This is a genomic window from Mesorhizobium sp. FG116 (assembly GCF_057809835.1).
In genome coordinates this window covers 113,911-134,113 of sequence record NZ_JBMDKS010000006.1, presented here as the reverse complement: position 1 = coordinate 134,113, position 20,203 = coordinate 113,911, and the positions used below count along the sequence as shown (strand labels likewise).

The 20,203-nt window shown below is 60.7% G+C and carries 19 protein-coding genes; 8 read left to right on the top strand and 11 right to left on the bottom strand.

The window, feature by feature from the left end; all coding sequences use genetic code 11:
* Positions 1-31 precede the first annotated feature (31 nt).
* The 10 genes from recF to ACODTY_RS07565 all read right to left on the bottom strand — a co-directional run bounded on the left by recF (position 32) and on the right by ACODTY_RS07565 (position 10,267).
* Entirely contained in the window at positions 32-1,174 is a 1,143-nt protein-coding gene (gene recF / locus ACODTY_RS07610) for a DNA replication/repair protein RecF (protein ID WP_488993679.1), read from the bottom strand.
* Between the two features lie 83 nt (positions 1,175-1,257).
* Positions 1,258-2,376 carry a DNA polymerase III subunit beta gene (gene dnaN, locus ACODTY_RS07605; RefSeq protein WP_488993678.1) on the bottom strand — a complete coding sequence of 373 codons (1,119 nt, stop codon included), beginning with the start codon at positions 2,374-2,376 and terminating at the stop codon, positions 1,258-1,260.
* A gap of 172 nt (positions 2,377-2,548) precedes the next feature.
* Positions 2,549-4,090, bottom strand: coding sequence for a chromosomal replication initiator protein DnaA (gene dnaA / locus ACODTY_RS07600; RefSeq protein ID WP_488993677.1), 1,542 nt, complete (start codon positions 4,088-4,090; stop codon positions 2,549-2,551).
* 803 nt (positions 4,091-4,893) lie between these two features.
* Positions 4,894-5,160, bottom strand: coding sequence for a 30S ribosomal protein S20 (gene rpsT / locus ACODTY_RS07595; protein ID WP_056245390.1), 267 nt, complete (start codon positions 5,158-5,160; stop codon positions 4,894-4,896).
* A 169-nt stretch (positions 5,161-5,329) separates the two neighbouring features.
* Positions 5,330-6,103: an enoyl-CoA hydratase gene (locus ACODTY_RS07590; protein WP_488993676.1), complete on the bottom strand. Its 774-nt coding sequence runs from the start codon at positions 6,101-6,103 to the stop codon at positions 5,330-5,332.
* A 40-nt stretch (positions 6,104-6,143) separates the two neighbouring features.
* Positions 6,144-7,031 (bottom strand): bifunctional DNA-formamidopyrimidine glycosylase/DNA-(apurinic or apyrimidinic site) lyase, encoded by an 888-nt coding sequence (gene mutM, locus ACODTY_RS07585; protein WP_488993675.1) that lies wholly within the window; start codon positions 7,029-7,031, stop codon positions 6,144-6,146.
* Positions 7,024-8,280, bottom strand: coding sequence for a phosphopentomutase (locus tag ACODTY_RS07580; protein WP_488993674.1), 1,257 nt, complete (start codon positions 8,278-8,280; stop codon positions 7,024-7,026). The genes mutM and ACODTY_RS07580 overlap by 8 nt, the downstream gene beginning before the upstream one ends.
* A 187-nt stretch (positions 8,281-8,467) precedes the next feature.
* Positions 8,468-9,088 (bottom strand): TadE/TadG family type IV pilus assembly protein, encoded by a 621-nt coding sequence (locus tag ACODTY_RS07575; RefSeq protein ID WP_488993673.1) that lies wholly within the window; start codon positions 9,086-9,088, stop codon positions 8,468-8,470.
* Positions 9,089-9,126: 38 nt separating this feature from the next.
* Entirely contained in the window at positions 9,127-9,711 is a 585-nt protein-coding gene (locus ACODTY_RS07570) for a TadE/TadG family type IV pilus assembly protein (protein ID WP_056245375.1), read from the bottom strand.
* A 136-nt stretch (positions 9,712-9,847) separates the two neighbouring features.
* Positions 9,848-10,267: a pilus assembly protein N-terminal domain-containing protein gene (locus ACODTY_RS07565; RefSeq protein ID WP_488993672.1), complete on the bottom strand. Its 420-nt coding sequence runs from the start codon at positions 10,265-10,267 to the stop codon at positions 9,848-9,850.
* A gap of 200 nt (positions 10,268-10,467) precedes the next feature.
* Between ACODTY_RS07565 and ACODTY_RS07560 the strand changes: the two genes are divergently transcribed.
* The 8 genes from ACODTY_RS07560 (at position 10,468) to ACODTY_RS07525 (ending at position 19,203) form a co-directional block, all read left to right on the top strand.
* Positions 10,468-10,986 (top strand): A24 family peptidase, encoded by a 519-nt coding sequence (locus ACODTY_RS07560; RefSeq protein WP_056245367.1) that lies wholly within the window; start codon positions 10,468-10,470, stop codon positions 10,984-10,986.
* Positions 10,987-11,175: 189 nt separating this feature from the next.
* Positions 11,176-11,991, top strand: coding sequence for a Flp pilus assembly protein CpaB (gene cpaB / locus ACODTY_RS07555; protein WP_488993671.1), 816 nt, complete (start codon positions 11,176-11,178; stop codon positions 11,989-11,991).
* Positions 11,988-13,493, top strand: a complete 1,506-nt coding sequence (locus tag ACODTY_RS07550) for a type II and III secretion system protein family protein (protein ID WP_488993670.1) — start codon at positions 11,988-11,990, stop codon at positions 13,491-13,493. The genes cpaB and ACODTY_RS07550 overlap by 4 nt, the downstream gene beginning before the upstream one ends.
* A 14-nt stretch (positions 13,494-13,507) precedes the next feature.
* On the top strand, positions 13,508-14,245 hold the full coding sequence (locus tag ACODTY_RS07545) for a CpaD family pilus assembly protein (RefSeq protein ID WP_488993669.1): 738 nt from the start codon (positions 13,508-13,510) through the stop codon (positions 14,243-14,245).
* A gap of 30 nt (positions 14,246-14,275) precedes the next feature.
* Positions 14,276-15,556 carry a CpaE/TadZ family protein gene (locus ACODTY_RS07540; RefSeq protein WP_488993668.1) on the top strand — a complete coding sequence of 427 codons (1,281 nt, stop codon included), beginning with the start codon at positions 14,276-14,278 and terminating at the stop codon, positions 15,554-15,556.
* Positions 15,557-15,585: 29 nt separating this feature from the next.
* Positions 15,586-17,073 carry a TadA family conjugal transfer-associated ATPase gene (locus tag ACODTY_RS07535; protein ID WP_488993667.1) on the top strand — a complete coding sequence of 496 codons (1,488 nt, stop codon included), beginning with the start codon at positions 15,586-15,588 and terminating at the stop codon, positions 17,071-17,073.
* 29 nt (positions 17,074-17,102) lie between these two features.
* Positions 17,103-18,116: a type II secretion system F family protein gene (locus ACODTY_RS07530; protein ID WP_488993666.1), complete on the top strand. Its 1,014-nt coding sequence runs from the start codon at positions 17,103-17,105 to the stop codon at positions 18,114-18,116.
* A 49-nt stretch (positions 18,117-18,165) separates the two neighbouring features.
* On the top strand, positions 18,166-19,203 hold the full coding sequence (locus tag ACODTY_RS07525; RefSeq protein WP_488993665.1) for a type II secretion system F family protein: 1,038 nt from the start codon (positions 18,166-18,168) through the stop codon (positions 19,201-19,203).
* A 106-nt stretch (positions 19,204-19,309) separates the two neighbouring features.
* Here the strand turns inward: ACODTY_RS07525 and ACODTY_RS07520 are convergent, their stop codons facing one another.
* A complete protein-coding gene (locus ACODTY_RS07520; protein ID WP_488993664.1) occupies positions 19,310-20,134 on the bottom strand; it encodes a tetratricopeptide repeat protein in 825 nt (274 codons plus the stop codon).
* Positions 20,135-20,203: the final 69 nt, after the last annotated feature.

Below are 20,203 nucleotides of genomic sequence, written 5' to 3'. Positions count from 1 at the left end.
CGCCGGACCATAGCCTTGGTCGGAAATCTTGTCAGGCGCTATCGGTGGGGCCAGCCGTGCCGTGATCGACGGTGAGGAATTGCGCCCTGCCTTCAAGGCTAGAGAAAAGGGCGGCGTCGGTGCCGGTCATGAAGGCTTGGCAGTTGAGGTCTTCGAGGATTGAAAACAGGGCGGCGCGGCGTCCGGCATCGAGATGCGCGGCGATTTCGTCGAGGAGCAGGATCGGCGTCATGCCCGATATCTCGGCGGTCAACCGGGCATGCGACAACACGATGCCGACCAGCAGCGCCTTTTGTTCGCCGGTGGAGCAAAGATCGGCGGGCATCGCCTTGGGACGGTGACGAACGACGAGGTCGGAGCGGTGCGGCCCCGCAAGCGTGCGGCCGGCAGTGCGGTCGCGCTCGCGGCCGGTTGCCAAGGCATGCCTGAATTCCTCCTCGACATCGACGGCTGGCAGGCTGCCGACCCGGCTTTCGAGGTCGCCGTCAAGCGCGATGTCGGCTTGCGGAAACGGTCCTTCGCCGGGCAGGCGCTCGATCATTGCCGCCAGAAGCCGCACCAGTTCGGCGCGCGCGGCGGCAATCGCCACGCCGGTTTCCGCCATCTGCGTTTCAATGGCCTCGAACCATGCGCCGTCGCGGGAGTTGTCGGCGAGCAGACGGTTGCGACCGCGCATCGCCTTTTCATAGTCGAGCGCGCGCTGGCCGTGGCTGGCATCGATTGCCAGAACCATGCGGTCGAGGAAGCGACGGCGGTCGCCGGCGGGTCCGGTGAAGAGCGAGTCCATCGCAGGCGTCAGCCAGACGACGCGCAGCCATTCAAGCAAGTCGTCTGCCGACCGCGCTGGCGCACCGTTGATACGCACGCGGCGGCCGGTTTCGCCAGCATCGGCGCCTGCGAAACCGGTGCCGATATCGGCAGCACCGTTCGGGCCATCGAGCTTGGCATGGAGGGCAAAGCCGCCGTCGCCGCCTTCGCGCGCGACTTCGCCATAGGGAGCGCGGCGCAGCCCGCGACCGGGGGTGAACAGGGAGACGGCTTCAAGGAGGTTGGTCTTGCCTGCGCCGTTGTCGCCGGTCAGCACGACGGCACCCGGCTTCAGATCAAGCGAGAGGGCCGCGTAGTTGCGGAAATTGGTGAGCGTGATCCGGCTGATATGGGTAATGAACGCCATTGGCCCGGTGCCTTATGACGCGATCCTCTGCCCGTTGGGACAGAGGCGGGCGACGTGACGTGAAGGGGTAAAAAGCCGAATGCTCACACCCGCATCGGCATCAGCACGTAGAGCGTGTTCTGGTCGTTGGTGTCGCGGATCAGCGTCGGCGAACCGGCGTCGGCAAGCATGAATTCGGCATCGCCGCTGCTAAGCTGGGCCGCCACGTCGAGCAGGTACCGTGCGTTGAAGCCGATCTCGATGGGGTCGGACGAGTAGTTGGCGGCCAGTTCTTCCGTGGCGCTGCCGGAATCGGGGTTGTTGACTGCAAGCGTCAACTGGCCCTCGGCAATCGAGAGCTTTACGGCCCGTCCGCGCTCCGAAGAGATGGTGGAGACGCGATCGACTGCGGCCGCGAAGGTCTGCCGGTCGATGGTGAGCTTCTTGTCATTGCCGGTTGGGATGACGCGCTGATAGTCGGGGAAGGTGCCGTCGATCAGCTTGGAAGTGAGAACGACGCTGCCGACGGTGAAGCGGATCTTGGTGTCGGACAGTTCCGTGGTGACGGCCACGTCCGGATCATCGACCAGCTTCTGCAATTCGCTGACGGTCTTGCGCGGAATGATGATGCCGGGCATGCCCTCGGAGCCTGCGGGAGCGTCGATTTCAGCCCGCGCCAGCCTGTGGCCGTCGGTCGCGACTGAGCGCAGCTTCAGCTTGCCGCCGACTTCATGGGCATGCAGGAAGATGCCGTTCAGGTAATAGCGCGTTTCCTCGGTCGAGATGGCGAACTGGGTCTTGTCGACAAGGCCCTTCAGCGCCGTTGAATCGAGCCGGAAGATATGCGGGAACGAACCGGCCGATAGCTCTGGGAAATCCGACTGCGGCAGGCACTGCAGGCGGAAGCTCGAGCGTCCGGAGGTGACGGTCATGGCATTGCCGTCCTCGTCGGTCTTCAGCATCACCTCGGCGCCCTCGGCAAGCTTGCGCACGATGTCATAGAGCAGGTGCGCCGGCACGGTCGTAGCACCGGGGCGCTCCACCTTGGCAGGCGTTGCCTCGGTGATCTCGAGGTCGAGATCGGTCGCCTTCATCTCCAGGCTGGCGCCTTCCGCATTCAACAGCACGTTGGAAAGGATCGGAATTGTGTTGCGCCGCTCGACCACGCGGTGAACGTGGTTAAGGGATTTGAGAAGGTTCGACCGTTCCAGAATTACACGCATGATGAAACAGGCTCACTTGAAGGAAAGGGCAGGTGTCCGAATCGGCAACCTGCCTCAGTCTGAACTGGCATAGAATTTCGTCAAACTGACAGGAAAAAGCCCCCGAACGCAAGCCCGCGCGCTGCAATCGGAGGCTTTGTGGATAACGGCAAAGCCTCGATGACGGGCTGGCCTAGGCTTGATCGTTGATAAGCCTTCTCAGCAGTTCCAGTTCCTGCGCCAGCGTGTTGTCCGCGCCCGACAAATCCTCGATCTTGCGCACCGCATGGAGGACTGTGGTGTGGTCGCGGCCGCCGAAGCGCCTGCCGATCTCGGGCAGCGAACGCGGCGTCATGACCTTGGACAGATACATGGCGACCTGGCGCGGCTTGACGATGGTGCGGGTGCGCCGGTTGGAGAGAAGCTCCGTCTTGGACACATTGTAGTGGCGCGCGACGATGCGCTGGATGTCCTCGATGCGCACGCGCTTCGGTTCGCCGGTGCGATAGATATGGCCGAGGATCTCGTCGATGCGGTCGATGGTGATCTGCGGCTCGAAGGATTGCCGGAAGAGGAGCTGGTTGAAGGCACCTTCCAGTTCGCGGCCACTGCCCGTGACGGTGCGCGCGACGTGTTCCAGAATGTCTTCCGAAATGGCGAGTGAGGAGTCCTCGGACTTGGCCGAGGCAAGCCGCAGCTTCAACATGGCAAGCCGCATGGAAAAATCCGGTGCCGACATTTCAAGCGCGACGCCGCCGTTGAGACGCGAACGCACGCGAGGCTCCAGCGATTCCAGTTCGGACGGCGGCCGGTCTGCGGCGACGACAACCTGCTTGGCGCTGTCCAAAAGCATGTTGATCAGGTGGCAGAACTCATGCTGGATCGACTTGCCCTGCAGGAACTGCATGTCGTCGATGATCAAAAGGTCGATGTCGCGCAACTGTTCTTTCAACGTCAGCGCATTGTTGTCGCGGATGGCGGTGGCAAAGCGCCACATGAAATATTCCGCCGTCAGATAGACAACGCGCGACCTCGGGTTCTGGCGCAGCGATTCCGCCGCGATCGCCTGCAACAGATGGGTTTTGCCGAGGCCGACCGTGGCATGGAGGAAAAGCGGATTGAAGCGCACGGCGCTCGACTGCGATTCCGCCACCGCACGAGCGGCGGCGAATGCCACGCGGTTCGACGGCCCTTCGATGAAGGAGGAAAACGTATAGCGCGGATCAAGCGGCGAACCGAGCACGCTTTGGCGGAACTCCGGTTCCGCAGCGCCGTTTCGGCTTGCCGGCGCCCGCTCAGGCTTGCCGGTGTTCACTGTACCGGCCGCGAGCACGGTCTGGGTTTGCCGGGTCATCGTCTTGCGCTGCGGTGCGTTCTCACCCTCGCCGCTGCGCGCATGGCGCGTGGCGGTGCGAACGATGATCTCCACCTTGAGGACGTCCGGGTCTTCTTCCTTCCAAAGCTCGATGATCTGGTCGAGGTAGTGGCCGTTGATCCAGGAACGCAGGAACGCGGTTGGAACGGAAATGCGCACGACGCCCTTCGAAGCCTCCGCCAGCTTCATGCGCCCGAACCAGCTTGAATAGACCTCGGTTCCGAGGCGAGCCTTCAACTGCGCCTTGATGCGCTCGAACCTATGATCCACTGCTGCGGAAATCGTCAGGTCGCTTTCTTTGATCAAATCCCCCGAAAGAGGGAGGTCGCCGCCAATCTCCCTGTCGATGCCGCTTTGCATTCGCTACCCCTGTCCTATGCTATGCCGCCACGATCGCAGTTGACTGCGCCATGTCGCCTCGTTCTGTTTCGCCATATAGCCGCCGCTGGCCAAAGGCGCTTGCCTGTCATTCGGCTCTTGCGAGCTCTTGGTCGTGTGTCAGGCGACACAAGGCACAACGAAACCGTCCGGCAATCCGCCGGCGCAGCTTCAACACCAAGTGCGCGAGACCCCGTTCCCCTTACCCGTACCGAAAAGACAAACCCAACCTTCCGCGGAATAACCTCCACGGCCTCGAATGTTTCCATTTTTGGTTAGGTCGAGGGCCGGTCGGCCCATCCCTTTCGATGGAGGGACACTAACGAAATCGCTGTGGAAAGGGCAAGGCCGCGTCTAACCGATTTTTAACGAATCTGGTTACCGGAAGACGACCAAAGGGTGCCCCTCAAGCAGGGTCGCTCGTGAAAGCTATTGTGATTCAATCCTTTTCCGCGAGGGCTGCCGAAAGGCTAGCTGGCGAGACTTTTTTTTTAATATTTTGCTTGACATGCGATTGTCCCCCATCCGCCACCCGCAATATGAACAGTCTGTGGACGACCTTCATTAAGCCAATGAATTTAAAAGGCTTTTTGTGACAGATCGTATGTTAGAAATTGCTTTAACGCGCACAACATATTGAATATGCCGGCAAAATTTAGGGGCGTCCAAAACTACCGCTGGGGCACCTTTGAGGCGTCCGTTCGGGATTTATGTCGACAAACGGAAAAACCCGGCGCGAAGGCACCGGGTTCTTAAAAAAATCTAACTTTTTAAATAGTCGAGGATCAGGCCGACAGGGTCTTGAGACGCTGAGCAAGGCGCGAAACCTTGCGCGATGCCGTGTTCTTGTGCAGCACGCCCTTGGTGGCGGCGCGCATCAGTTCCGGCTGTGCGTTCTTGAAGGCGGCTTCAGCGGCAACTTTGTCGCCGGCGGCCAATGCTTCCTCGACCTGACGGACGTAGGTGCGAACGCGCGAGCGACGGTTCTTATTGACCGCGGCGCGGCGAGCTATCTTGCGCGTTGCCTTTTTGGCCGAGGAGGTGTTGGCCATGATGCCTCTCTTCTGATCTCAACGGTGAGCGCTAGCGGCGTACCGCGAGGCGCAAAAAACAAACGGGCAGCCATGGGCCGCCTCAGTTGGTGCGGCTTATAGTGCAGCTTTTCCGACCCGTCAATGTTGGCCCGAGCTCTTTTTGACGATATCGGCATGCCGCGCGCATTTAGCGGTTCTTGAAGTTTGCCTTGCGCTTTTCCGCGAAGGCCGCCATGCCTTCCTTCTGGTCTTCGAGCGCGAACATGGAATGGAATACGCGCCTTTCGAATCGCAGCCCTTCGGTCAGCGTGACCTCGTAGGAACGATTGACGGCTTCCTTGGTCATGATCACCGCCGGCAAGGAGAAGTCGGCGATCTTTGCCGCTGCCTTCAAGGCTTCCTCGACCAGGTCGCCTGCCGGCACGACGCGCGAGACGAGGCCGGAGCGCTCGGCTTCGGCTGCGTCCATCATGCGGCCGGTAAGGCACATGTCCATCGCCTTGGATTTGCCGACGAAGCGTGTGAGGCGCTGCGAGCCGCCCATGCCGGGCATGACGCCCAAGGTGATTTCCGGCTGGCCGAATTTGGCGCTGTCGGCGGCGATGATGAAGTCGCACATCATGGCAAGCTCGCAACCACCGCCGAGCGCATAGCCGGCGACCGCCGCAATCATCGGCTTGCGCGTGCGCGTGAATTCCTCCCAGCCCGAGAAGAAGTCCTCCAGATAGGCCTCGACATAGCTCTTCGACTGCATTTCCTTGATGTCTGCGCCGGCGGCGAAGGCCTTTTCCGAACCGGTGACGACGATGGCGCCAACCGAGGCGTCGGCATCGAAGGCCTTGGCGGCGGCAAGGAGTTCCGCCAGAACCTGCGAATTGAGCGCATTGAGCGCCTTTGGCCTGTTCAGTGTGATGAGCCCGACCTTGCCGCGCTTTTCCGCGATGATGTTTTCATAGGACATGGCGATGTCTCCCGATGTGATGGCGTGCCTTGGCTGTAGCTTACTCCTGGCAAGTCCGGCAATAGAAGGTTGAGCGGCCGCTTTGCACGATGCGCTCGACATGGCCGCGGCAGCCAGGCGTCGGGCAGGCGACGCCTTCCCGGTCATAGACAGCAAACGAGTGCTGGAAATAGCCGAGCGAGCCGTCCGTGTGCATATAGTCGCGCAGTGAGGACCCGCCTGCGGCAATGGCATCGGCGATGACGGAGCGGATCGCCTCGGCAAGCCGCTCGCTTTGCGCCTTGGCCTTTTTGCCGCTCGTAGCGATGGTTCCTGCCGCCCGCAATGGGGAGAGACGCGCGCGCCAGAGCGCCTCCGAGACGTAGATATTGCCGAGGCCGGCAATCAGGCGCTGGTCGAGCAGGGCGGCTTTGAGCGGCGTCCTGCGGTCCTTCAGCAGGGAGGAAAGCAGCGGCCCGTCGAGCGTGTTGCCGGTCGGCTCCACGCCGAGGCCGGAAAGCATCGGATGTTCGTCAGGGACTGTTTCGCTGAACAGCATGAAGCCGAAGCGGCGCGGGTCGTTGAAGACCACGCGGTGCGAGCCTTGCGGTGAGGTGAGGTTGAAGACGACGTGATCGTGCGCGCTGTCCTTTGACCGCTCATAGTGGAATATTCCGGGCGTCGTGCTTTCCTCGCCAGCCTCGATGCGGAACGATCCGGTCATGCCGAGATGGCAGATCAGGGTCGGGCCGCCATCCATGTGCATGGTGAGGTACTTGGCGCGGCGGCTGATCGCCGTAATCACCTTGCCTGTCAAACGCCCGGTGAAGTTTTCCGGGAAGGGAAAGCGCAGATCCGGCCGCCGAGCCTCGACGCTGACGATGCGCGCGCCTTCCATGACGGGCTGCAACCCACGCCGCACGGTTTCGACTTCGGGAAGTTCAGGCATGTTTGATCACCGGACCGCCGAGCGTCGCATAGAATGAGGTGCCGTGTGGGCCGGGCGGCAAGCCAAGATGCTCGGCCACCGTTTCGCCGATATCGGCAAAAGTCGGCCGCAGACCGATTGCGCCGCCGGCCATGCCGGGCACCATGCCGATGACCGGGATGCGCTCGCGCGTATGATCTGTGCCGCGCCAGGTCGGGTCGTTGCCGTGGTCTGCGGTCAAGAGGAAAAGATCGCCGGGTTTGAGGCGGGCGAGCGCCTCGGGTATGCGGCGATCGAAGGCTTCAAGGGCAGCGGCATAGCCCGCGACGTCGCGACGATGGCCGAACTCGGTGTCGAAGTCGACGAAATTGGCAAAGACGAGATCGCCGTCGCCGGCGTCGTCGATTGCGCCAAGCGCCTTGTCGAACATCTCCATGTTGCCGACGCCCTTGCGTATTTCCGAAATGCCGCGATGGGCAAAGATGTCGCCGATCTTGCCGATGGCGATGACGCGGCTGCCGCGCGCGACAAGACGGTCAAGAAGGGTGGGTTCCGGCGGCGGAACGGCGTAGTCGCGGCGGTTTGGCGTGCGCTTGAAGGTGGCTTTCGTCTCGCCGACGAAGGGGCGCGCGATGACGCGGCCGATGTTGAGCGGGTCGCAGAGTTTGCGCACGGTTTCGCAGAATTCGTAGAGGCGCTCCAGGCCGAAATGGGTTTCGTGGGCGGCGATCTGGAGCACCGAGTCCACCGATGTGTAGCAGATCGGCTTGCCTGTTCGGATGTGCTCTTCGCCGAAATCCTCGATGACCGTGATGCCGGAAGCGTGGCAATTGGCGAGGATGCCGGGCACGCGGCCTTGCCTGATCATGGCGTCTGTCAAAGACCGGGGAAAGGCTGGAACGGTGTCCGGGAAATAGCCCCAGTCGAAGCGCACTGGAAGCGCGGCGATCTCCCAGTGGCCCGACGGCGTATCCTTGCCGCTCGACACTTCCTGGGCCGCACCCTGGAACGATGAAGCCGCCAGTTTTATGTCCGGCTGGCTTAAGAGGGAAAAGCCGGAAGCGACCTTCGCGGCTTCGCCAAGGCCGAGCGCCATCATGTTCGGCAGGCGAAGCGGTCCTGCGCGCAGGCCGTCGCGATCGGCTCGGCCTTCCGTACACGCTTCGGCGATGTGGCCGAACGTGTTCGAGCCGGCGTCGCCATAGCGGTCGGCGTCCGCAGCCCCGCCGATGCCGAAGGAATCGAGTACGAAAATGAATGCGCGCGCCATTTAAGCCCTGCCAAACCGGAGCGTCGGCTAGGGAAGGTGTCAAGGCTTCCGGCTTTGCCTGGCGCGAATGATCGAAACGGCGCCGCGACAGGATAGTCGCAGCGCTGTTTCGTTATCGTCCAGACATAGGGATCAGTCCGACCCTTGGCAATTCGCAAGTAAGCGTATGACGCTGTTACGAAAGCCGTCAGCAGTTGGAGCAGGCGATTTCCTGCAGGACGCGGGGTCGCAGATAGTAGATTTCGTTCATCGGCGTATCGTTGAAGATGCCGGCAAGTCCGGTTGCCTTGTTGCCATCTACCGCCCAGGCAATGATCGGATTGTAGACAAGCTGGCTCTCGACCCTGATCAGGAACGTTCCCGCGACCTTGAGCGCAGGCGGCACCGAGGTGGGCGAATTCTTTGTGTAAGGCACTGTAAATTGAGTGCCCACGCCCTGGTAGGACCAGATGACCGTGGGGTTCGCGCCTGCGTCGTTCGATATCCTGATGCCGGTGATCTTGACCGTCGGAAACGAGCGGTCGTAGGGGCGCATTACCGACGCGCCGATCTTTATGATGTCCTGAAGCACGGTTGTGGAAACCTGGTCCTGCTGGGCGACGAGGTCAGCGACCATGCTGCCCAGCCGGCTGACCTTCTTGCTGGTTTCGATCGCCTGGACCGCCTCGACGGTGATGAAATACATGATGAGCAGGATCGGAGCGATGAAAGCGAACTCGACTGCCGCGACCGCCCTGCGGTCCCGCCCGAAACTGACCAGCCGCGACAGGAAGCCGGTCCTTTTTCGATGTGCCCCCGCACCCAGCATTTTTGTTGTCCCTTTGCCCGCCGATACCCGGATTGTTGTCAGAAAGGTTCGTTCTGCCAGGTCATGGTGGCGAAATGCAGCGTCGTTCCGTCACTCATGTTGGAGATATATTTGCTCATGAAGTCGGTTATGACCGGCCATTTGTAGAAGACGCGAAGCATGTTCTTCGTTCCTGCTTCACCGAGCTGCGTGGTGAAGGCGGTGTTTCCGCCGGCATAGAGCAGGGTGACCTGGTTGGACCCCTTGTCGATCATGAAGCTATGCTTCGTTCCTTCGTTGAAGCTCGTCAGCGTGCGCAGATCGATCTTCAGTCCCGGGCAGCCGCTCGTCACAATGATTTCAAGACGGCTGCAGACGAGATTGCGAAGATCGGTTTCGTTGATGGTCCGGATCTGGCCCGTTCGCATCTGGCGGGCGATGTCGTCGGTGGCATTGGCCAGAACTTCCTGGCCAGCAAAGGAAATGCAGGTCTCAAGGACTGCAAAAACCAGCATGGAGAACGGAATGGCGAGCATCGTGAATTCGACGGCAACGCTGCCTTCGCGGTCCCGCCGAAATCTGGCCAGGAGACCGCTTCGCCTCGTGCTGCTGCGGCTGTCCACAATGCTGGAGACGCTACCCATGTGCGTTATGCCTCGACCCTTTACGGTTCGGGCAAACCTTATATGAGAGCTGTTGAAGTCCGGTTTGAATGACCGCTAAATTGCGGTGGGCGCGCTTTACCTTCCAGTAACCGTGCCGAACGCCGTTCCCGGCGTCTTACTGGTTGTTCATCTCGGCTTCGGAAACCCGCTCGGCGTCGCTCTTGAACGAGCTCTCGCAATAAGGCGAACACGACATTGTCTGGACTTGGGAGCGGCGATAGATGCGCACGGTCGCCGCAGTCTGGCGAACGACGGTGACCTGCTCGTCGATGATGGGATTTCCGTCCTTGTCCATGATGACAAGATTGGTAACGCCGAAGCCCCTGCCGGTCAGGACCACCGTGGAGGCATCCTGCACCGAAGCATCGGCAATCGCGGGATTGCCGACCACGATTGTGTCGGCGGCGCGTGCGAGTTTGACGATCTTGGCCTGGTTCATGGTGACTTCGATACCGGAAGCCATTGCGGCAGATGAAGCACAGGCAGCTCCAACCACCAGTGCTGCCGCAAGAAAAATCGATTTCGACATGGCCATCACCTGATCTCCGGACCCGCGAGTGTTCAACGGAATATGAACGGGATTGGTGAACCAACGGTTAAGCCGCACGACCGGAGGAGAAGCCGGCACCCTCCGAACCTGCGATCCTCCCTTATTTTCCGATTTCTGCTCACCGATCCTTAACGCAGCGATTGTATGAGCATTGGCATTGCTGATCGAATTCTTGTGTGGGACCCATGCTCGAGGCACTGATCTTTGTGGTTTTCCCCTTTTGCATGGTGTTTGCCGCCGTGTCGGACATGTTGTCCATGACGATCGCAAACCGGGTGTCGCTCCTGTTGCTGGGCAGCTTCGTGGTGATCGCTCCGCTGACGGGAATGGCCTGGACAGACCTTGGCTGGCATCTTGCAGCGGGTGCAATGATGTTGAGCGTAACCTTTGCGCTATTCGCCTTGGGCGGCATGGGTGGCGGCGACGCCAAACTCATGGCCGCGACGGCAGTGTGGATGGGCTTCGACATCGCACTTGTACAATATCTCGTCGTTGCCGCGGTGGTTGGCGGCCTGTTGACGCTTGCAATTTTGATGTTCCGCAGCTCGATGCTGGCGCCGATTACAAAGGCCAACATGTTTCTGCGCCACTTCGCGGATGAAAAGACCGGCGTTCCTTATGGTATCGCGCTCGGCATTGGCGGCCTGATCGTTTACCCGCAGACGCCCCTCATGATCTGGGCGCTCGAACGGCTGTCGGCCTGATATTTCAAAACAATTCCGATCTGGAGCTTGCCGCGCTTCCGCAGCGGGCCGCGCCGGCGCATGTTCGATACAATTTATATAAACGTTAAATTAATCACATTCGTAAGCATTGCATTAACCATAATTTGACGATTGCGGCTGCAAAGTCTCGCCTGGCTGAATGGATTGCCAAGGGCGAGGTTCAAACAGATGCCTGCATCCCGATTGATAATTCTGGGCGTGGCCGCAGTCGCGGCGGGCGGCGCGGGTTTTGTCGCCAAGAACATGGTGGCGCCTCCGCCGGCACAGGTCGTTGTTAGCCCCGGCCCGCAGTCTCCCTCCGTTCCAGTACAGGAAGTGGCTGTCCTGTCGGGAGACGTCGCGATGGGAAGCCCGCTTGGCGACAACATAAAATGGGCTGCTTGGCCTTCCGGCACAATCGACCCCAATTTCATTACGAAAGCCAATGAACCCGACGCGATCGAAAAGCTGAAAGGCTCGGTTGCGCGCATGTCGATGTATAGCGGCGAACCGTTGAGGCGGATCAAGCTGATCGACGAAGGTCAAAGCTTCATGTCGTCGATGTTGCCCGCGGGTGCACGGGCCGTGGCGACATCGATTGCGGCAGACACGTCCGCAGGCGGCTTCATCCTGCCGAACGATTTTGTCGACGTCATCATGACCCGCCGCGCGGATGCGGCCGGCGGTGGCACTGGTTTCAGCACCGAAACCATCCTGAAGAACATTCGCGTACTGGCAATCGACCAGACCATCCAGGAAGACGAGGAAGGCAAGAAGACCAGGGTCGGCCAGACGGCAACCCTGGAGCTCACGCCCGAACAGGCCGAGATCATCACCGTGGCCCAGCAAATGGCTGACAGGCTGACGCTGGCGCTGCGATCCATCAAGGACACGCAGGAGACGAACCTGGACCAGGCCGACTATCTCGTGAACGGCGCAGGTCGCCGCGGCACGGTCCGGCTGATCAGATCAGGCGAAATTTCCGAAGTGGGGGCAAGGAAATGATGTCATATCGCAAACTGCCGGCCACGCTTGCCGCAACACTGGCCCTGTTGTTCGTTGGCGCGAGCACGCTTCCGACAACCGATGCGAATGCGGCGGGAGGCACCCGGGTGGGCGCCACGACGGCGAACCAACGCGTCAAGCTGGGGCTCAACAAATCCGTCGTCATCGACCTGCCGAGCGACGCTTACGATATCCTGGTGGCCAATCCTTCCGTTGCCGATGCGGTAACTCGCACCTCGCGGCGCATCTACCTGTTCGGCAAGTCGGTCGGTGAAACCAACATCTTCGTGTTTGGGCCGAACGGCGAACAGATCGTGAGCCTCGACCTCGCTGTCGAGCGCGATGTTGCCGGCCTCGAAGATTATCTCGAGCGCTTTATTCCGGGCTCGGACATCAAGGTCGAATTGCTGAACGACAACGTCGTCCTGACCGGAACGGTCGAGACGCCATTGGACGCTAAGCGCGCCAGCCAATTGGCCCAGGCCTTCGTCAAGGGCGGCGAAGCAACGACAGGCCAATATTCCCAGACTGCCGCCGGCGGGTCCGCCAATGGTGGCGTCGATATCGACAATCCGGACTCAGAGCGTCAAGTAAGCGCCATCATCAACATGCTCCAGATCATGGGCGAAGACCAGGTCACCCTGAAGGTCACGGTCGCGGAAGTCAGCCGCTCGGTCATGAAGCAGCTTGGCGTCAACATGATCGGCAACGGCGGCAGCAATGGCATCATGTGGAGCGCGCTGAGCCAGACCTATCCGGGCCTTGGCAAGGTTCTTTCCGACTCGAACCTGACAGTCGGAAACTCGGACCTGCGCGCTTACTTCAACGCCATGGAACAGTCGGGCGTGATGAAGACGCTGGCCGAACCGACATTGACCGCCATCTCGGGCGAAAAGGCCACGTTCAAGGTAGGCGGCGAATACAACATCCTGAGCCAGGCCAGCAACCAGCAGAACGACGACGGCACGTCCGAGCGTTCCTATACGCACAGGACGGTCGAATACGGCATCGGTCTCGAATTCCAGCCGGTGGTTCTTTCGGCCGGGCGCATCAGCCTGAAGGTCAGGACGTCTGTCTCCGAGCCGACGACCGAAGCGTCGATCTCCATGCATGACTCGAACATCATCTCGATCCGCAAGCGACTGGCCGACACCACTGTCGAGTTGCCGTCAGGCGGCTCCATGATGATCGCGGGTCTGGTTCGCGACGATATCCGCCAGGCGGTCAACGGGATGCCGGGCCTCACCAAGATCCCGGTACTGGGTACCTTGTTCCGCAGCCGGGATTTCGTCCGCAACGAATCCGAACTGGTCATCATCATCACACCTTATCTGGCTCGCCCGGTCGCTCGGAACGACCTTGCCAAGCCTGACGACAACTTCAATGCAGCAAGCGACGGCGCCGGGATGTTCCTCGGCCGCGTCAACCGGGTTTACGGCACCATGCAGACGGATAGGCCCGCAGGACGCTATCACGGCGTTGTTGGCTTCATCTACAAATGAGCGGGGAAACGGGCATGTCCAAGACAGGTTTCCAGATGGGGACGACTGCTTCGGCTAAGCGGTCAACCGGTATGATCAGGTTCAAGCCGGCGCTGCCAGCCCTGGTTGTCATCGCTACCGCCTTGCTGGCGGGATGCGCACACCGTGACAGCGTGGTCGTCGGCGCAATCCCCGACGACTATCGCACCAATCATCCGATAATGATTTCGGAAAAGGACCAGAAGCTCGACCTGCCGGTGGCCGCCTCGGCCAAGGGCATGACCCAGTCGCAGCGCCAGGTTCTGCTGGGTTTCTATGACGGCTACGACATGAGCGCCGCGCCCGTGCTGACGATTGCTGTACCGTCGGGCTCGGCCAACGAACTGGCCGCCAGATCGGCAGCCCGCGATTTCGCGAAGCTCGCGACCGCAAACGGCGTACGCCGTGATCGCATCGCGATGGTGTCATACCAGGCTACGTCGATAGAAACGTCGGCGCCGGTAAGGCTGGTCTACACCTCGATCCGCGCGCACACAGACAAGTGCGGACGCTGGCCGGAAGACATTACGGAAACGACCGAGAACAAGCATTACGCCAATTTCGGTTGCTCCTACCAGAACAACCTGGCCGCGCAGATCGCAAATCCTGCAGATCTTCTTGGTCCGCGCAAGCGTACGACGATCGATGCGGAGAACCGCAGCGAGGTCATCGACGCCTACCGCAAGCGAGGCATCCCGGACGAATTCATCCGTACTTCGGAAGTCGAGTACTAGGCCGCGCGAAGTCAAGGAAAGAGCACTATCATGAGCAATCTTGCCTATGAGCCAACGGACGATGCAGGCGAGCTCGCGCAGCGCGAAATCTCCGCTCTGCAGGCGCTGCGGCCGATACCGCGCATCTCCATCCAAGCATTCTGTGACACCGACGGCGTTGCCAATCCGATCGAACGGGCGGCCGAAGATCGCCGCATGGCAAAGGCCCATGTGAAGGTTCACATGGGCGGCATCCCGACCGCGATAGAATTCTACCAGACCGCGCCGACGCCAAACCTGATCCTGCTCGAATCGCGCAGCGAGCCCAAACAGTTGCTTGAGCAACTGGGGCAGCTCTCTGAATACTGCGACCCCAGCACAAAGGTCGTCGTCATCGGACACTACAACGACGTCGGCCTTTATCGCGAACTGATCCGCAACGGCATTTCGGAATATGTCATAGCTCCGGTGTCGATGGCCGATATCGTAAGCGTCGTCTCGACGATTTTCGTCGACCCCGAGGCCGAGCCGATTGGCCGCTCCATCGCTTTTGTCGGCGCCAAGGGCGGCGTGGGATCTTCCACCATCGCCCATAATGTTGCCTGGGCGGTCTCTTCCCTGTTCAAGTCCGAAGTGGTTGTGGCCGATCTCGATCTCGCCTTCGGCACCGCCAACATCAATTTCGACCAGGACCCGGCGCAAGGCATCGCGGAAGCCGTATTCTCGCCGGAACGGATCGACGAGGTCTATCTCGATCGCCTGCTTGCGCAGTGCGCTGAACACCTGTCGCTGCTGGCTGCGCCCTCGACGCTGGAACGTGTCTACGACTTTGATTCCGACGCATTCTCGCAAATCATAGACACGGCGCAGCGCTCCGCGCCGATCCTTGTGCTTGACGTTCCGCATATCTGGAGCGGCTGGAGCAAGACCACGCTCATGAAGGCGGATGAGGTCATCATCACCGCGACGCCAGAGCTGGCCAACCTTCGCAACACCAAGAACCTGATGGACATGCTGAAGCGGCTGCGCCCCAACGATCCGCCGCCGAAGCTGGTCATCAATCAGGCCGGGGTGCCGAAGAGGCCCGAGATCACGGCCCAGGATTTTGCCGAACCACTCGGCATCACGCCGATGGCGGTCATAGCCTTTGAGCCGCAACTCTTCGGCAACGCTGCCAACAACGGACGCATGCTTGGCGAGATGGACACAAAAAGCCCGGTCGTCGCCACGATCAACGAGATAGCCCATGTGCTGACGGGGCGCAGCGAGATCAAGGTCAAGAAAAGAGCCGGGCTGGGCAATATCCTGGGCAAGTTGAAACGCGGCAAGTAACTGTCGCTGGGCGGGACGGGTAGTCGATCATGTTTGGCAAAAGAGGCAACGACGATGCCAGCAGGCCGGTGGCACCCCGGCCGGCCCCTGCATCTGCGCCGCAGAAGACGAGTGACGGGCAGGCCGCCTTGGCTGCAGCCAAGCCCATGGAGGCGAGCGCGCAGGCAACGCCGCGCCGCGCAATCGAAGCGCCGCCCATGGCCCCGGAGCCAAGGTCTACCCAACGCGAGCGCAATGAAAGCTACTATGATACGAAGAGCCAGGTCTTTGCCGCGCTCATCGACACCATCGATCTTTCGCAGCTTGCCAAGCTCGACCCCGAAAGCGCGCGCGAAGAAATTCGCGATATCGTCAACGACATCATCGCGATCAAGAACTTCGCGATGTCGATCGCCGAGCAGGAGGAACTGCTCGAAGATATCTGCAACGACGTGCTGGGTTACGGCCCACTGGAGCCGCTCCTGGCGCGCGACGACATTGCCGATATCATGGTCAACGGTTCGCGCAACGTCTACATCGAAGTCAACGGCAAGGTCGAGCAGACCGGCGTCCGCTTCCGTGATAACCAGCAGCTTCTCAACATCTGCCAGCGCATCGTCAGCCAGGTCGGACGCCGCGTCGACGAGTCATCGCCGATCTGCGACGCGCGTCTTCCAGATGGTTCGCGCGTCAACGTCATTGCACCGCCACTGGCCATCGATGGCACCGCGCTCACCATTCGTAAGTTCAAGAAGGACAAGCTGACGCTCGACCAGTTGGTCAAGTTCGGGGCCATCTCGCCACAGGGCGCCGAGGTCCTGAAGATCATTGGCCGCGTGCGCTGTAACGTCGTGATTTCGGGTGGTACGGGCTCCGGCAAGACGACGCTGCTCAACTGCCTGACCAACTATGTCGACCGCGACGAGCGCGTCATTACCTGCGAAGACTCGGCCGAACTGCAATTGCAGCAGCCGCACGTCGTGCGCCTTGAAACGCGCCCACCCAACCTCGAAGGCGAGGGCGAGGTGACGATGCGCGATCTGGTCAAGAACTGCCTGCGTATGCGCCCCGAGCGGATCATCGTCGGCGAAGTGCGCGGACCGGAAGTGTTCGATCTCTTGCAGGCGATGAACACGGGTCACGACGGCTCGATGGGCACGATCCACTCCAACAGCCCGCGTGAATGCCTGAACCGTATGGAATCGATGATCGCCATGGGCGGTTATTCGCTGCCGCAGAAAACGGTGCGCGAGATCATCGTCGGTTCCATCGACGTGATCGTGCAGGCTGCCCGCCTGCGTGACGGTTCGCGCCGCATTACCCACATCACCGAGGTGATCGGCCTCGAAGGCGACGTCATCATCACCCAGGACCTGGTCGTCTACAACATCAAGGGCGAGGACGCGAGCGGACGCCTGGTCGGCGAGCATGTGTCGACGGGTATCGGCCGGCCTCACTTCTGGGACCGCGCCCGCTATTACGGCGAGGAGCAGCGCCTCGCCAACGCTCTTGAAGCGATGGAGAAGCGCGCTGACTGAACGAACCCGGCAGCTGGGGCCTGACATTCATGTTCGGAATTGACAGTACAGTATTGGCATTCGTGTTGCTTGCCGGCCTTAGCGCCGGCGCCGTCGCGTATGCGTTTCTGTTCAGCAGGATCAGCGACGAAAAGAACGTCGGAAAGCGTTTGCAATCGATCAAGGCAGCCGAGACGGACCGGGCCGTTGTCAAGGCTTCACGCGATCGCGTGGCCGAAGCTGCCAGGCGGCGCAAGTCCGTGCAGGACTCGCTGAAGGAGCTGGATGACAAGCAGCGCGCCCAGAACGTCAACGTCAAGAAACCGCCGCTGAAGGTGCAGATCCGCCAGGCCGGCATGAATGTCACGATCGAGCGCTTTTATCTTTATTCGGTTGTGTGCGGGCTTGTCGTGACCTTGCTCGCCTTCATAGCCGGGCTGCCGTTGATCGTTTTGCCGGGTGTCCTTGTCGTCAGCGCCTTTGGTCTGCCGCGCTGGTTCGTCTCGCTGCGGCGTGGGCGCCGCGTGAAGGCTTTTCTCAAGGAGTTCCCAAACGCGCTCGACGTCATCGTCCGCGCAGTCAAATCGGGCTTGCCGCTAAATGACGGAATTCGCCTGATTGCCAACGAATCGCCCGAGCCGGTAAAAACCGAATTCCGGCGCATCGTCGATTCCCAGCAGATGGGGCTTTCGATACCCGAGGCGACGCTACGCATGCCGGAAACGATGCCGTGCACGGAAGCCAGCTTCTTCGGCATTGTCATCCAGATCCAATCGCAGGCGGGCGGAAATCTGTCGGAAGCGCTGGGCAATCTGTCCCGCGTGCTGCGCGACCGCAAAAAGATGAAGGCCAAGGTCCAGGCGCTTTCGATGGAAGCCAAGGCATCGGCCGCAATCATCGGCGCGCTGCCGTTCATCGTGGGTCTTCTCGTTTACCTGAGCAGTCCGACCTACATCATGCCGCTGTTTACCACCAGCACTGGCCACCTCATTCTCGGCGTGTCGGCATTCTGGATGTCGATCGGCATTTTCGTGATGCGCAAGATGATGAATTTCGACGTGTAGGGTCACGACTGGACCCCGGCACACAGAGCCCATTGATGAGCAGGCACCCATGACCGACCAAGTCATCAAGACCCTAACCGATCCGACCTTCCTGATCGCGCTGCTCGTCGGCATTGCCGTATTTGCGACCGTTTTCACGGTGCTTCCGGCTTTCGGCGGCAATCAACTGAAGGCCCGCATGAAATCTGTTGCACTGGAGCGCGATGAACTGCGCGCCAAGCAGCGCGCTTGGCTGGCCGCAAATGCCGAGAAGCGCAGCAGAGGGGGCGGACTGCGCGAAGAGCAGTCGGTTGGCATGCGCAACATCGTCGAACGGCTCGACCTGCGACGCCTGCTGGCCGACGAAGGCACGATGCGCCAGCTCCGCGTGGCGGGTTTCCGTGGCCAGAATCCGCTGACCAAGTTCCTCTTCTTCCGCCTTGTCCTGCCGTTCGTGGGCCTGGCGTTGGCTGTCTTGATCATCTTCGGCCTCGGCTATCTGGCGGAAAAGCCGATGATGGTGAAAGTCCTTGTGTGCGTGGTGTCAGCCTATGCCGGTTTCTACGCGCCGATCCTTTATGTTTCCAACAGGGCTACCAAACGCAGGCAGTCTATCCAGATGGCCTGGCCGGACGCGCTTGATCTCATGCTCATCTGCGTTGAGTCTGGCATGTCGGTCGAGGCGGCCATGCGCAAGGTTGCCGATGAAATCGGCGTACAGTCGGTTGAGCTTGCCGAGGAATTCGTCCTGACGAACGCGGAACTTTCGTACCTCCAGGAGCGTCGTCAGGCATATGAAAATCTCGCCACGCGCACGGGTCTGGACTCCGTCAAGTCGGTGTCTCAGGCGCTGATCCAGGCGGAGCGCTACGGTACGCCGGTAGCGCATGCCTTGCGCGTGCTCGCGAGTGAAAGTCGCGACATGCGCTTGAACGAGGCTGAGAAGAAAGCCGCAGCCCTACCGCCCAAGCTAACGGTGCCGATGATCCTGTTCTTCCTGCCGGTGCTGTTTGCCATCATCCTTGGCCCGGCCGGCATCCAGATCAGCCAGCGCGGCATCTTCGGCGACCAGCAGAACACCTCGTCGGATACGAACACTGCCCAATAGAGCGAAAGCGCCGGCAAACTGAAAAGGCCGTTCCGTGGATGATCCGGAACGGCCTTTTGTTTCATTCGAAATTCACAGCCTAGTTCGGTAGGCGGGTCGAACCGTGTCAGTTGGTGGTGGGCTTTTCGCCGTCCTGCGCCTTCAACTGGCTCCAGGCATTCTGTTGCGAAAGCATCGAGCGCAGGTATGTCACGTTGGCTTGCGCCTGCTCGGGCGACAGTTCCTGCGAGGCAATCTGCTCGGCCTCTTCGAAACGGCCTTGCAACCCGACCACCAGCGCAAGGTTCTGGCGCACCCGGCTGTCAGAATTCGGCTGCTGGGTTGCTGACCGAAGATAGGTCTCGGCGGTCTTGAGGTCGCCGCTTAGAACATAGGACATGCCGAGATTGGACAGGATGGATGGCTCGTTCGGCTTGAGGTCGAGCGCTTTGCGGTAGATCTGGCGCGCGTCTTCCTTCTGACCGATCTGGTCGAGGATCGCGCCTTCGGCCGACATCAGCCGCCAGTCGGGATATTCCGGTGTCTGCGCCCGGCGCACGGCGTCAAGTGCCGGCTCAAGCTGGCCGTTGGCGGCGAGCGCCTTGCCGTAGGCTGCAAGGACGTCCCGGTCTTTCGGATAGGCGATGGCAAGCTTGCGCATGACCGCCAGCGACTGGTCGGCGTTGCCGTCCATCTGCAACACGGTCGCGAACTTGATCGCGGTTGACTTGTCGTTTGGATTGGCGGCGTAGGAGCTTCCCAGTTTCGCCGCAGCGTCGCGCAACTGACCGGTCGACATCGTTTCGATCGGCTGGCCGCTGGATCGAGAGATCGAACCCGTGGTCATCTTGCTGGTCGATACACAGCCGGCAACACCAGCCATCAAGGCGACTGCAAATGTGGTTGCAAGCAAACGGCCATATGTCGCGGTGTTCGTGCGCGTGAGCAGCATGGGAGCTAGACCTTCCGTTCGTGGCTGCGGCCATTCGAATGGCCGACTTCCCTTGGTCAGAAATATTCT